Raw genomic sequence first — 12755 nt, 5'->3', positions numbered from 1 at the left:
GGACTCCCCGCATCCAAGGGGTCAGGCGCCCCCAAGGCGTTGCAACCAACACACGTCCGGCGGATCGGCGCAAACCCGCAGTTCAGCCGGAGTCAGTAGGTCCGGCCGCCCTTGAAGATGGCGTGCTGGCGGCGCTGCAGCGTGGTGCTGCGGCCCATGGCCTCGAAGCTCACCCGTGCGTGGGCGTGCATGATGGCCAGCCCCAGGGCGTCGGACGCATCCTTGCCGGGCACGCCGGGCAGGGCGAGCAGGCGCTGCACCATGGCCTGGATCTGCTCCTTCTTGGCGTGTCCATGGCCGACGATGGCCTTCTTCATCTGCAGGGCGGTGTATTCGCTGACGGCGAGGTCGGCGGACACCAGGGCCGTGACGGCGGCGCCGCGCGCCTGGCCGAGCAGCAGCGTCGACTGCGGGTTGACGTTGACGAAGACGATCTCGACCGCCGCGCACTGCGGCTGGTAGCGGGCCGTCACCTCGCGGATGCCGTCGAACAGGATCTTCAGCCGCCCGGGCAGGTCACCGGTGGCCGCGCCGCTGGTCTTGATCGTGCCGCTGGCCACATAGGCCAGCCGCGGGCCGTCGGCGTCGATGACGCCGAATCCCGTCGTCTGCAAGCCGGGGTCGATGCCGAGGATCCTCATCGGTACCCCAGCGGCAGCTGGAAATACCAGCGGGCCGAGTGGAAGAACACCGGCGCGGCGAAACACAGCACCGCCACGCGGTCCAGCAGGCCGACGGCGCCGGTGATGGAGCTGCGATTGCCCCAGTAGAGGACGCCGGCGTCCTTCTTGAGGGCCTTCATCACCAGGCCGCCGAAGCCGGCCGCGCCGGCGGTGAGGAAGGCCATGGCCAGGGCCTGGCCGGCCTTGAAAGGCGTGATCCAGAACAGCAGCAGGCCCGCGACGGTGCCGGTCGACGTGCCTATCCACCAGGCCCGCATGGAGAAGCTGCGGCTGATGTGGCGCGCGACGGGGCGGCGGCGCAGGGTGCGCGTGGCGATCTCCTGCGCGATCTGGGAGGCCGCCACCACCATGACGAGGAAGAACAGCAGGAAGGCGCCGCGGCCGGTGTAGCCGGGGAAGTCCAGCAGCAGCAGGGCCGGAGCATGCGACAGGCCGTAGACGCAGACCATGACGCCCCATTGGATCTTGGCGTTGCGCTCCAGGAACTGGCGCGGGTCGTCGGCCAGGGCGCTGACGACGGGCAGCACCAGGAAACCGTAGACGGGCAGGAAGACCGTGAAGAGGTCGAAGAAGCGCGTGCCGCAGATCATGTACTGCACCGGCAGCAGCACGAAGAAGGCGACGATGAGGGTGCGATGGTCGCTGCGCTGGGTGTGCACGAGGGTGATGAACTCGCGCAGCGCCAGGAAGGAGAAGAGCGCGAACAGCAGGGTCGCGCCCAGCGGCCCGGAAATCCACGCGACCCAGAACATGCAGCCGCCGATCCAGGCCGCGCGCAGGTCGCGGCGCACCCGCTCCCAGGCGAGTTCGGAGGCGCGCCGGGCCTCCTCGTCCGGGCGCTCGCGCAGCGAGTTCAGGAAGAGCCCGACCGTCAGCAGCATCAGCAGGCCGAAGAGCACGACGAAGAGCAGGGCCACCTGCTCGCTGGCGCTGAGTTGCTTGAGCCAGGCGACCATCAGTCGGCCTCCGCCATGCGCGCGACCGACTCGGGATGCGGGCGCTGCTCCATGACGGCCTCGCGCGCGCGGCAGAGGAAGTCGGCCTTGCTCTCGCCGGGCCGCAGGTGGATGGGGGCGCCGAAGGTCACCGTGCACAGGATGGGCACGGGCACGACCTCGCCCTTGGGCATGACACGCTGGACGTTGTCGATCCAGGTGGGGATGAGGGGCACGTCGGGGAACTGCTCGGCCAGGTGGTAGATGCCGGACTTGAACGGCATGGGGCGCCCCTTGCTCGAGCGCGTGCCCTCGGGAAAGATGACGAGCGAATCGCCCTTGGCCAGGGCCTCGGCCAGCGGCTCCAGCGGGTCTTCGTCGGGGTTGCTGCGCGTGCGGCTGACGTAGATGGCGTTGAAGACCGAGGTCGTCAGCCAGCGCTTGAAGGCGCTCGTCGTCCAGTAGTCGCGCGCCGCGATGGCCCGGGTCGTGGCCCGCAGTTCATGCGGAAAGGCGGCCCAGATCAGGACGAGGTCGAAATGGCTCTGGTGGTTGGCGATGTAGATGCGCTGCTCGGCCAGTGGCGGGCAGCCCTTCCAGTGGCCCTGGGCGCCGGTGATGAGCCGGGCGATGAAGGCGAGCAACTGGCCGGTGAAGGCGGCTAGCGTCATGGGACCGGATTATCGCGGCCCCATGGAGGCTTGCCGGGAGGGCTTACCAGTCGTCGCTGCCGCCGCCACCGCCACCGAAATCGCCACCGCCGGCATCGCCACCGCCCCAGCCGTCGCCGCTGCCGAAGTCGATGTCGCGCCGGGTCAGCTCGTCGGCCGCGCCGTTGTCGCCGCCGCCGAAGCTGCCGGGGATGAGGCCGCTGCCGCCGCCGTCCTGGTCGCGCGGGATGCTGCGGCCTTCATGGTCGCCGTGCAGCATCTTCTCGGCCAGCATGCCGGCCGCGAAGCCGCCGGCCGCGCCCAGGCCCACGCCGAGCATGCCCGGGCCACCCGAGGTCGGCTGCTGCGGCATGCCGCCGCCATAACCCCCCGGTTGGTAGCCGCCATAGCCGCCCGCCATGGCAGGCTGGTTCTGCACCGCCGTGCGGCTGCGCATCCAGCGCATGGCGACCCAGATGAAGAGGATGGCGCCGCCGATCAGCAGCCACACGGGTACGCCGCCACCGTTGTCGACGCGCTCGACGGGCGCGGCTCGCGTCGGCGGCGGAGCGTTGACAGTCGCCGGCACGGCGGTGGACTTGGCCGCGCCCGCCTGCTCACGCTGCAGCAACTGCTCGAAGGCGGTGAACTTGGCCGGGTCGGCGAACTTGATGGCCGGGTCCAGCGCACGGGCGCGGCGGGCGTGCTCGGCGGCTTCGTCGAACTGGCGCTGATGGGCCAGGATCTCGGCCAGCACGTATTGGGCGCGGGCGCTGTCGGGCCTGGCGGCCACGACCTCGCGCATCATCTTCTCGGCGGCGGGGTAGTCGCCGCGCTTGGCGGCGGCCTGAACCTCGTCCACCGTGGGCAGCGCATGGGCCGTGCCCAGCCACAGGCCGGACAGCAGGGCCATGCACAACAACAGGAATCGTGGGAACTTCATCGCAACACTCCTCGAACCACGCCGGCGGGCGGACGCTCTCCGGCAGATGGCAGTTTGCGCCCCTGATCTGACGGCGGCCCGTCGGGTTTCAAGACTTGGGGCGTAGGACAAGGCGCCGTGCGCCGGCCCTGCCTGCTCAGCGGCCCGCCGGGGCAGGCGCGAGGCCCGGGCCGGCGGCAGCCTCGTAGTGCAGCACCGTCGGGAAGGGATCGTAGAAGTGGTGCAGCAGCGCCCGCCACTGCTGGTACTCGGCCGAGGTGCGGAAGCCCACCTCGTGGTCCTGCACCGAGCGCCAGCGCACCAGCAGCATGTAATGGTCGTCGCGCTCCAGGCAGCGCTGCAGCTCGTGGCCGAGGTAGCCCGGCATGGACGCGATGATGGCCTGGGCCTGCAGGAAGGCAGCCTCGAAGGCCGCCGCCTGGCCGGGGCGCACCTGCAGCGAAGCGATTTCCAGGATCATGCTCAGGCGAGCTGCACGGGCCGGGCGCCCAGGCGCTGGATGAGGCCGCTGCTCAGGCGCGTGGCCAGGCCGTAGACCGTGAGCTGCGGGTTGGCGCCCAGGCTGGTCGGGAAGACGGAGCCGTCGTGCACCGACAGGTTGGCGATCTGCCAATGCTGGCCGTCGGGCCGCACGACGCCGCGGCCGGCATCGGCCGCCATGGTGCAGCCGCCCATCACGTGGGCGCTGCCGACGGTGGCGATGAAGGGCTTCATTGCCAGGCCGGCGATGCCCTGCTTCGCCTCGGCGAGGCTGGTATAACCGCGCGCCTGCTCGTGCACCGGGCGCACGACCTGGGCGCCGGCGGCGAACTGGATCTCGGCCATGGTCAGGTAGGCGCGGCGCACGCCGTCGAGCAGATAGTCCGTCAGCACGTAGTCCAGCACCGGCGTGCCGTCGCTGCGCAGCTTGACGGCACCGCCCGCCGCCTCGGCATGGAAGCCGTCGCGCAGCAGGGCGATCATCAGCTGGGTGCGCGGCATGTCGCGGGCGCGCTCGACGAGGTCGGCACCGATGCCGCCGCCATTGGTCAGCGCGAAGGCGGGGTGGACAGGCGCCACCTCCAGCTTGTAGCCGATGAGGCCGTCGATGGGGCCGGTGTGCAGGAAGTGGTCGCAGAACACCGACAGCGGCGCACCGGCCCAGCCGGCCACCTCGTGGTCGAACAGCGCGACGCCGCCGGCCGTGGGATGCAGGAAGGTGCGCTTGCCGAGCAGGCCGTGGGGATCGGGTGCGCTCGAACGCAGCAGCAGGGCCGGCGAATTGATGGCACCGCCCGCGACGACGTAGTGCCGGGCCGTGATGCGCAGCGGCGTGCCGGTGACGGTGCCGTCCAGGGCGACCGGCTCGGCGACGAGGGCCGCGACCTTGCCGTCCTGCAGTTCCAGCCGCGCCGCGCGCGTCTGCACGAGCAGCGTCGCACCGAGGTCCAGGGCCGCGGGCAACGTGCTGACGAGCATGGACTGCTTGGCGTTGGTCGGGCAGCCCATGCCGCAGGAGCCGAGGTTCCAGCAGCCCTTGACGTTCCGGCGCACGACCTTGGTGGGCACGCCGAGCTTGGCGGCGCCGCGGCGCAGCACGTCGTTGTTCTCGTTGGGCGCGGTCTGCCAGTCGCCGATGTTCAGCCGCCGCTCGGCCTGCTCGAACCAGGGCGCCATGGCGGCCTCGTTGAAGTCCGTCAGGCCGAACTTCTCGCCCCAATAGGCCAGCGCGTCGGGCGGCGTGCGGAAGCTGCCGGTCCAGTTGACCGTCGTCGACCCGCCGACGCAGCGGCCCTGCAGGATGTTCATGGCCTGGTCGGCCGTCTTGCGGCCGGCGGCTTCCTGGTAGAGCTGGGGGTAGGCGTCGGCCTCGCGCTGGCGGAACTGGCTGCTGGAGCGCAGCGGGCCCTCCTCGACGATGACGATCTTCAAGCCGGCGCGGGCCAGCATCTCAGCCGTGATGCCGGCGCCGGCGCCGCTGCCGATGATGGCGACGTCGCAGTCCAGGGCCGCGGGCAGGGCCGCATGGGGGCCGCCGTGGACCTTCCAGCCCCGCTGCAGGCCGTCGACGATGGGGTCGGGCAAGGAACTCATCAGATGTCTCTCGGGCCGGGGTAGCCGGCGGCCTGCCAGTTCACCGGCTCGGTGAAGAAGGCGATGGCGTTGAGGTCGCGCAGTGCGTGGTAGATCTGCTGGCGGGTGTTGGAGCTCGACAGTCGCATGGCGTCGAGGGCCTGGCGGATGTCGGCGGGGCCGGCTTCGCCCCAGGGCCGGGACAGGCCCACGAGGGTATAGCGCCCCGCGGCCGTGGCGAGCAGGCCGAGGGCGTCGGACAGCTCCTTGCGCGTGGCCGCCGGCAGGGAGGCGACGGCCTGGTCGAGCCGCGCGAGCTGGGCGTCCAGCGCCGATTCGCGGGCCGCGCCCGCGGGCAGCAGGTCGCCGAGCACGGCCACGGCGACGGCGCGCATCAGCTCGCGCGAGCCGGGGCTGAGCTTGCCGTCGACCAGGCCCGGCTTGATCAGCGCGATGCCGGCCCCGGCCACGCCGATGACGACGGCGGCCCCGAGGCCCAGCTTCAACAGTCGGCGGCGCTGCATCACACCACCTTCTTCAGCAGGCCGAGCAGGCGCTCGAATGTGGCGCCGTAGGGCGGCTGGAAGAGCTTGGTGCCGGCGAAGCGCGACTGGATGAACAGGGGCTTTTCCTTGCTGAAGGTGCGGAAGCCCCATTCGCCGTGATAGGCCCCCATGCCGCTGGCGCCCACGCCGCCGAAGGGCTGCTCCTCCTGGCCCAGGTGCCAGAGGCAGTCGTTGACGGTGACGCCGCCGGCCAGGGTCTCGCGCATGACGCGGTCGCGCGCGGCGGTGTCGCTGCCAAACCAGTACAGGGCCAGCGGCCGGTCGCCGGCGTTGACGTGGGCCAGGGCGTCGTCGAGGCGGTCGTAGCCGACGACGGGCAGCAGCGGGCCGAAGATCTCTTCCTGCATGACGCTCATCTGCGCCGTCACGTCCAGCAGCAGGGTCGGTACGAGGCGGCGGTCGTCGGGTTGTTCGTCGTGGCTGCGCAGCACGCGGGCGCCGCGCGCGGCGGCGTCGGCGATCAGGCCTTGCAACCGCGCGAGGTGGCGGGGCGTGGCGATGCTGGTGTAGTCGGCATTGCCGGCGATGCGCGGGTACATGCGGCGCATCTCGCCGAGGATGGCCTGGCTCAGGGGCTCGACCATCTCGCGCGGCACCAGCAGGTAGTCGGGCGCGACGCAGGTCTGGCCGGCGTTGAAGAGCTTGCCGAAGGCCAGGCGGGAGGCGGTCAGGCCCAGGTCGCAGCTGCGGTCGACGATGGCGGGCGACTTGCCGCCCAGTTCCAGCGTCACGGGCGTGAGGTTGCGGGCCGCCGCCTGGGCCACATGGCGGCCGATGGCGGTGGAGCCGGTGAAGAAGAGGTGGTCCAGCGGCAGCTCGGTGAAGGCCTTGCCGACCTCGGCGTCGCCGGTGATGACCTGCATCTCCTCGGGCTTGAAGTGCTCGGCGACGAGGCGCGCCATCAGTTCGGAGGTGGCGGGCGTCAGCTCGGAGGGCTTGATGAGCACGCGGTTGCCGGCCGCCAGCGCCGCGACGGCCGGCTCCATGGCCAGGTAATAGGGGTAGTTCCAGGGCGAGACGATGCCGACGACGCCCAGGGGCTGGCGCATCAGCACGTTGCGGCCGGGCAGGAAGTGCAGCGGCGTCTCGACGCGGCGCGGCTTCATCCAGCGGCGCAGGCGCTTGAGGGCATGGCGGGCGCCGGCCTCGACGGTGAAGATGTCGGCCAGCAGCGACTCCTGGCGGGCGCGGTGGCCGAAGTCCTGGGCCATGGCGACGGCGAGGGCCTCGCCGTGCTCGCGCGTCATGCGCAGCACGCGCTCGAGGCGGTCGCGCCTCACCTCGTAGGACGGCATGCGCTCGGCCTCGAAGGCGCGGCGCTGGGCGGTCAATGCCAGGTGCAGCCGTTCCTGCAGCGCGGTGTCCATGGGCTCGTCTCCGGTTCTTGCTCGAATCCACCGAGGCTAACCGCAAGCCGCCCCCTCACCATCGGGGCCGGCCCTGGACTAGAGGGCTGCACCTAGTCGCGCCAGCGACACCCACACTGTTCGGCTGCTCGGCTGCTCGGCTGCTCGGCTGCTCGGCTGCTCGGCTGCTCGGCTGCTCGGCTGCTCGGCTGCTCGGCTGCTCGGCTGCTCGGCTGCTCGGCTGCTCGGCTGCTCGGCTGCTCGGCTGTTCGGCTGTTCGGCTGTTCGGGCCGAGCGCCGGGCCGCTCCCAAGCCGGCCCGCCATGGCGATGTGCTTGCGGCTCGATGCCGCAAGCATCGCCGTCCCCTCGGGGGCTGAGGCGGGACACGGCAAGTCCAGTGGACTTGCCGTGCCTGCCGAAGGGCTGCGGCATTAGCCGCAGCGCGGTCTGCAAGACCGGCGGGGCGGCCCCACGTTCAGCGGCAGCCGCCCCGGCGAGGGGCACGTCTAGTGCCGGAAATGCCGCACGCCCGTGAGGACCATGGCGATGCCACGCTCGTTGGCCGCGGCGATGACTTCGTCGTCGCGCACCGAGCCGCCCGGCTGGATGACGCAGGTCGCGCCGGCATCGGCCAGCACATCCAGGCCATCGCGGAAGGGGAAGAAGGCGTCGCTCGCCACCGCGGAGCCTTGCAACGTGAGGCCGGCATGCTGGGCCTTGATCGAGGCGATGCGGGCCGAGTCCAGCCGGCTCATCTGGCCGGCGCCCACGCCCAGGGTCATGCCGCCGCCGCAGAAGACGATGGCATTGCTCTTGACGTACTGGGCCACGGTCCAGGCGAACATCAGGTCGTCGAGCTGCTGGGCGCTGGGCTGCAGCGTCGTGACGACCTTGAGGTCCTCGCGCTTGAGGAAGTGGTTGTCGGCGCTCTGCAGCAGCAGGCCCGAGCCGACGCGCTTGCTGTCGCCGGCGTTGCGACCCTGGTCCCACGGCCGCGGGCCGCCGGGCGGAAGGGCGATCTGCAGCAGCCGCACGTTGACCTTGCCCTTGAAGATCTCCAGCGCCTCGGCGCTGAACGAGGGCGCCATCAGCACCTCGACGAACTGCTTGGACACCAACTGCGCGGCGGCGCCGTCCACCTCGCGGTTGAAGGCGATGATGCCGCCGAAGGCGCTGGTCGGGTCGGTCTTGAAGGCCTTGGCGTAGGCCTCGGCGGCGTTCGCGGCCACGGCCACGCCGCAGGGGTTGGCGTGCTTGACGATGACGCAGGCCGGCACCTCGAAGCTCTTCACGCACTCCCAGGCCGCATCCGCATCGGCGATGTTGTTGTAGCTCAGCTCCTTGCCCTGCAGCTGCTTGCCCGTCACGAGCGAGCCCGGGGCCGGGTAGAGGTCGCGGTACAGGGCCGCAGTCTGGTGGGAGTTCTCGCCGTAGCGCAGGTCCTGCACCTTGACGAAGGTGGCGTTCATCTGCGCGGGGTACTCGGCCTTGGAGCCGTCTTCCTGCAGCGCGGAGAGGTAGTTGCTGATGGCCGCGTCGTACTGGGCGATGCGGTTGAAGGCGGCCACGCTGCAGGCGAAGCGGGTCTTGTCGCTGGTCCGGCCGTTGGACTTCAGTTCCTCCAGCACCGTGGCGTACTGGGCGGCGTCGGTCAGCACCGTCACGTCCTTCCAGTTCTTGGCCGCGCTGCGCACCATGGCCGGGCCGCCGATGTCGATGTTCTCGATGGCGTCTTCCAGCGTGCAGCCTTCCTTGGCCACCGTGGCTTCGAAGGGGTAGAGGTTGACGGCCAGGATGTCGATGCGGGTGATGCCGTGCTGCTGCATCGCGGCCACGTGCTCGGGCAGGTCGCTGCGCGCCAGCAGGCCGCCGTGGATCTTGGGGTGCAGGGTCTTGACGCGGCCGTCCATCATCTCCGGGAAGCCGGTGTGCTCGGCCACTTCGGTGACGGGCAGGCCGTTGTCGGCCAGCAGCTTGGCGGTGCCGCCGGTGGACAGCAGCTTGGCGCCGAGGCCGTGCAGCGCCTGGGCGAATTCGAGGATGCCGGTCTTGTCCGAGACCGAGAGAAGTGCGGTGAGTGCCATGTGGGTCAGCCCAAGTTGTGATCGTTGAGTTTGCGGCGCAGCGTGTTGCGGTTGATGCCCAGCCACTGCGCAGCCTTGCTCTGGTTGCCGCCGGCCTCGCGCATGACGATCTCGAACAGCGGCTTCTCCACGAGCTTGATCAGCATCTCGTGCATGGAGTGCGGTTCCTGCCCGTCGAGGTCGCGGAAGAAGGCTTCGAGGTTGTCGCGCACGCAGGCGTCGATGGGGTTGGGCGGGTTGGTGTTCTTCTGGGCACTCATGGCAGGGATGCGTCAGGCCGCGCAGGCCTCGTCGGCCGGGGCGTCTACTTCGTCGTTGGCGGCCACGGTGGGTGGCAGCCGGTCGTGGGTCTGGCCGAGTTCGTCGAACCAGTCGCGCAGAGCCTGCAACTGCTGATCGCAATGCTCCAGGGTGTTCATGTGCTGGCGGAAGGCTTCGCCGCCGGGCAGGCCGCGCACGGCCCAGCCGATGTGCTTGCGCGCGCTGCGCACGCCGCTGAGTTCGCCGTACAGGCCGTAGTGGTCGTGCAGGTGGGCGGTCAGCAGGTCACGCGCTTCGGCCACCGTCGGGGCAGGCAGGTGTTCGCCCGTCGCCAGAAAATGGGCCACCTCGCGGAAGATCCAGGGCCGTCCCTGGGCGGCGCGGCCGATCATCAGGGCGTCGGCGCCGGTGTGGGCGAGCACGTCGCGGGCCTTCTCGGGCGAGTCGACGTCGCCGTTGGCGACGACGGGGACGCCCACCGCCGCCTTTACCGCGGCGATGGTGTCGTACTCGGCCAGGCCCTTGTAGCCCTGCTCCCGCGTGCGGCCATGGATGGTCAGCATGGCGATGCCGGCGGCCTCGAAGAGGCGGGCCAGCCGCAGCGCGTTGCGCTCGTCGGCACTCCAGCCGGTGCGCATCTTCAACGTGACCGGCACGCCGCGCGGAGCACACACGGCCACCACGGCCTGGACGATCTCCAACGCCAGCGCCTCGTTGCGCATCAGCGCCGAGCCGGCCCACTTGTTGCACACCTTCTTGGCCGGGCAGCCCATGTTGATGTCGATGATCTGGGCGCCCCGGTCGATGTTGTAGGCGGCGGCCTCGGCCATCATGGCGGCGTCGGTCCCGGCGATCTGCACGGCGATGGGGCCTGGCTCGCCGGCGTGGTCGGCGCGGCGCGAGGTCTTGAGGCTCGTCCACAGCTCGCGGCGCGAGGTCACCATTTCGCTGACCGCATAGCCCGCCCCCAGGCGCCGGCACAGCTGGCGGAAGGGCCGGTCCGTCACCCCCGCCATCGGCGCCACGAAGAGGGCGTTGGGCAAGGTGTAGGGACCGATGTGCACGAGGTTCTGCTCAAAAATGAGGCGAGATTGTAGCCAGCGCGCACACCGGCTCCCCCCACAATGCCGGCATGGAAGCCTGGCTCGGCCAAATCGTCCACGACCTGCTCGCCGCGCTGGCGCTGCCCCAGGTCGGCCTGGTGGCGGTCTTCGTCATCGCCTTCATCTCGGCCACGCTGCTGCCGCTGGGATCGGAGCCGGCCGTCTACCTCGTCGTCAAGGCGGACCCGGGCATGTTCTGGCCCGTCGTCCTGGTCGCCACCGTGGGCAACACGCTGGGCGGCATGACGAGCTGGTGGGTGGGCTATGGTGCCGAGAAGGCCGTGGAGGCCGTCCAGCACCACGAGCCCTCGCACTCGCGGGCGATGCGCTGGCTGCAGCGCTTCGGCCCCAAGGCCTGCCTGCTGAGCTGGCTGCCGGTCGTCGGCGACCCGCTGTGCGCCGTGGCCGGCTGGCTCAGGCTGCCCTTTTGGCCCTGCGTGGGCTGGATGGCCCTGGGCAAGTTCCTGCGCTTCATCTTCTACACCGCCGCGTTGTTGTGGCTCATTCCGGATACTTGGCTGTCATGAACACACCCGCCTACACGGACCTCACCGCCCGCCAGCTGCGCCTGCACCGGCTCGGCCACCTGCAAGCCATCGCCCAGTGGGACCAGGCGGCCAACATGCCTGCCGGCGGCAACGAGGCCCGCAGCCTGGCCCTGGCCGAGATGGACGGCCTGCTGCACCAGCTCGCCACCGACCCCGCCCTGCCCGGCCTGCTGGACGCCGCGGCGGCCGAGCCGCTGGACGACACCCGGCGCGCCAACCTGCGCGAGATCCGCCGCGTCTGGCGGGCCGCCAACGCCCTGCCCCAGGCCCTCGTCGAGGCCAAGAGCCTGGCCAACAACCGCTGCGAGCACGCCTGGCGCAGCCAGCGCCCCGCCAACGACTGGACCGGCTTCGTTCCCAACCTGCGTGAGGTGCTGGCCATCGCCCGCCAGGAGGCGGAGTGCCTGTCGCAAAGCACCGGCCTGTCGAAGTACGACGCCCTGCTCGACCAGTACGAGCCGGGCATGCGCAGCGCCGAAGTCGACCGCGCCTTCGCGCCGCTGCGGCAGTGGCTGCCGGGCCTCATCCGCGACGTCATCGCGCGCCAGGCCACGGAGACCGTCATCGCGCCTGTCGGCCCCTTCCCCGCCGCCGCCCAGAAGGCCCTCGGCCTGGACGCGATGAAGCTGGTGGGCTTCGACTTCGCCGCCGGCCGGCTGGACGAGAGCACTCACCCCTTCTGCGGCGGCGTGCCCGAGGACGTGCGCATGACGACGCGCTACCGCGAGGACGACTTCCTGCCGGCGCTGATGGGCGTCATCCACGAGACCGGCCACGGCCGCTACGAGCAGAACCTGCCGCGCGAGCTGCTCGGCCAGCCCATCGCCCGCGCCCGCTCCATGGGCATCCACGAAAGCCAGAGCCTGTCCTTCGAGATGCAGCTCGGCAGCCACCCCGCCTTCGCCGGCCTGCTCGCGCCGCTGCTGGCCAGGCACTTCGGCCCGCAGCCGGCCTTCGAGCCGGGCAACCTGAACAAGCTGCTGACGCGGGTGCAGCCCGGCCTCATCCGCGTCGATGCCGACGAGGTCACCTACCCCGCCCACATCCTGCTGCGCTTCGACATCGAGCGCGCCCTCATCGAAGGCGAGGCCGAGGTCGACGACATCCCGGCGCTGTGGGACGCCAGGATGGCCGAGCTGCTCGGGCTGGACACCCGTGGCAACTTCAAGGACGGGCCGATGCAGGACGTGCACTGGCCAGCGGGCCTGTTCGGCTACTTCCCCTGCTACACCCTCGGTGCCATGTACGCGGCCCAATGGTTCGCCGCGATGCGCGCGGCGCAGCCGCAGCTCGACGAGCAGATCGCCCGCGGCGAGCTGGGCGGCGTCTTCGACTGGCTGCGCAGCCGCATCTGGCAGGCCGCCAGCCGCTACGAGACGCCGGAGCTGGTGCAACGCGCCAGCGGCGAGGCGCTGAACCCGGCGCACTTCGAGGCCCACCTGCGTCGGCGCTACCTCGGCACCTGAGCGGCGCCGACAGCTTGCCGACAGGCTGGCCCAGCCAAAAAAAGGGCCGCGTCCTCGCGGAAGCGGCCCTTGTCCAAGGATTCTCGATCCAACCCACGGCGCTTCCCCGGCCCCCC

Annotated in this window: 13 protein-coding genes; 2 read left to right on the top strand and 11 right to left on the bottom strand. The window is 70.9% G+C overall.

All coding sequences use genetic code 11. From position 1 onward, the window contains the following. Nucleotides 1–92 precede the first annotated feature (92 nt). From ruvC to dusB, 11 genes are all read right to left on the bottom strand, one after another. Nucleotides 93–641: a crossover junction endodeoxyribonuclease RuvC gene (ruvC, locus tag LXT12_RS09540; protein WP_233391439.1), complete on the bottom strand. Its 549-nt coding sequence runs from the start codon at nucleotides 639–641 to the stop codon at nucleotides 93–95. Continuing rightward, nucleotides 638–1639, bottom strand: a complete 1002-nt coding sequence (locus LXT12_RS09535; protein WP_233391437.1) for a phosphatidate cytidylyltransferase — start codon at nucleotides 1637–1639, stop codon at nucleotides 638–640. The genes ruvC and LXT12_RS09535 overlap by 4 nt, the downstream gene beginning before the upstream one ends. Continuing rightward, nucleotides 1639–2289, bottom strand: coding sequence for a lysophospholipid acyltransferase family protein (locus LXT12_RS09530; RefSeq protein ID WP_233391435.1), 651 nt, complete (start codon nucleotides 2287–2289; stop codon nucleotides 1639–1641). The genes LXT12_RS09535 and LXT12_RS09530 overlap by 1 nt, the downstream gene beginning before the upstream one ends. Before the next feature lie 43 nt (nucleotides 2290–2332). Beyond that, nucleotides 2333–3211 carry a tetratricopeptide repeat protein gene (locus LXT12_RS09525; RefSeq protein ID WP_233391433.1) on the bottom strand — a complete coding sequence of 293 codons (879 nt, stop codon included), beginning with the start codon at nucleotides 3209–3211 and terminating at the stop codon, nucleotides 2333–2335. Between the two features lie 136 nt (nucleotides 3212–3347). After that, nucleotides 3348–3671: an antibiotic biosynthesis monooxygenase family protein gene (locus LXT12_RS09520; protein WP_233391431.1), complete on the bottom strand. Its 324-nt coding sequence runs from the start codon at nucleotides 3669–3671 to the stop codon at nucleotides 3348–3350. Between the two features lie 2 nt (nucleotides 3672–3673). Then, nucleotides 3674–5284: a GMC family oxidoreductase gene (locus LXT12_RS09515; RefSeq protein WP_233391430.1), complete on the bottom strand. Its 1611-nt coding sequence runs from the start codon at nucleotides 5282–5284 to the stop codon at nucleotides 3674–3676. Then, on the bottom strand, nucleotides 5284–5787 hold the full coding sequence (locus LXT12_RS09510) for a hypothetical protein (RefSeq protein WP_233391428.1): 504 nt from the start codon (nucleotides 5785–5787) through the stop codon (nucleotides 5284–5286). Before LXT12_RS09510 ends, LXT12_RS09515 begins: the two co-directional genes overlap by 1 nt. Then, complete coding sequence (locus LXT12_RS09505; RefSeq protein WP_233391426.1) at nucleotides 5787–7196, bottom strand: coniferyl aldehyde dehydrogenase; 1410 nt, start codon at nucleotides 7194–7196, stop codon at nucleotides 5787–5789. Before LXT12_RS09505 ends, LXT12_RS09510 begins: the two co-directional genes overlap by 1 nt. A 487-nt stretch (nucleotides 7197–7683) precedes the next feature. After that, on the bottom strand, nucleotides 7684–9261 hold the full coding sequence (gene purH, locus LXT12_RS09500) for a bifunctional phosphoribosylaminoimidazolecarboxamide formyltransferase/IMP cyclohydrolase (protein WP_233391424.1): 1578 nt from the start codon (nucleotides 9259–9261) through the stop codon (nucleotides 7684–7686). Nucleotides 9262–9266: 5 nt separating this feature from the next. After that, a complete protein-coding gene (locus tag LXT12_RS09495; protein WP_233391421.1) occupies nucleotides 9267–9521 on the bottom strand; it encodes a helix-turn-helix domain-containing protein in 255 nt (84 codons plus the stop codon). 12 nt (nucleotides 9522–9533) lie between these two features. Beyond that, the gene (gene dusB / locus LXT12_RS09490) at nucleotides 9534–10586 is read right to left on the bottom strand and encodes a tRNA dihydrouridine synthase DusB (RefSeq protein ID WP_233391420.1); all 1053 of its coding nucleotides are present in this window, start codon (nucleotides 10584–10586) and stop codon (nucleotides 9534–9536) included. 68 nt (nucleotides 10587–10654) lie between these two features. On the opposite strand from dusB, the gene LXT12_RS09485 reads away from it, so the two are divergent. Both LXT12_RS09485 and LXT12_RS09480 read left to right on the top strand, forming a co-directional pair. Next, nucleotides 10655–11152 (top strand): YqaA family protein, encoded by a 498-nt coding sequence (locus tag LXT12_RS09485; protein ID WP_233391419.1) that lies wholly within the window; start codon nucleotides 10655–10657, stop codon nucleotides 11150–11152. Further along, nucleotides 11149–12639 (top strand): carboxypeptidase M32, encoded by a 1491-nt coding sequence (locus tag LXT12_RS09480; protein ID WP_233391418.1) that lies wholly within the window; start codon nucleotides 11149–11151, stop codon nucleotides 12637–12639. Before LXT12_RS09485 ends, LXT12_RS09480 begins: the two co-directional genes overlap by 4 nt. Nucleotides 12640–12755: the final 116 nt, after the last annotated feature.

The organism is Pelomonas caseinilytica (assembly GCF_021353235.1).
Taxonomy (GTDB): domain Bacteria; phylum Pseudomonadota; class Gammaproteobacteria; order Burkholderiales; family Burkholderiaceae_C; genus Pelomonas; species Pelomonas caseinilytica.
The sequence above is the reverse complement of the archived record's forward strand: the minus strand, read 5'-3'. Positions and strand labels throughout refer to the sequence as shown.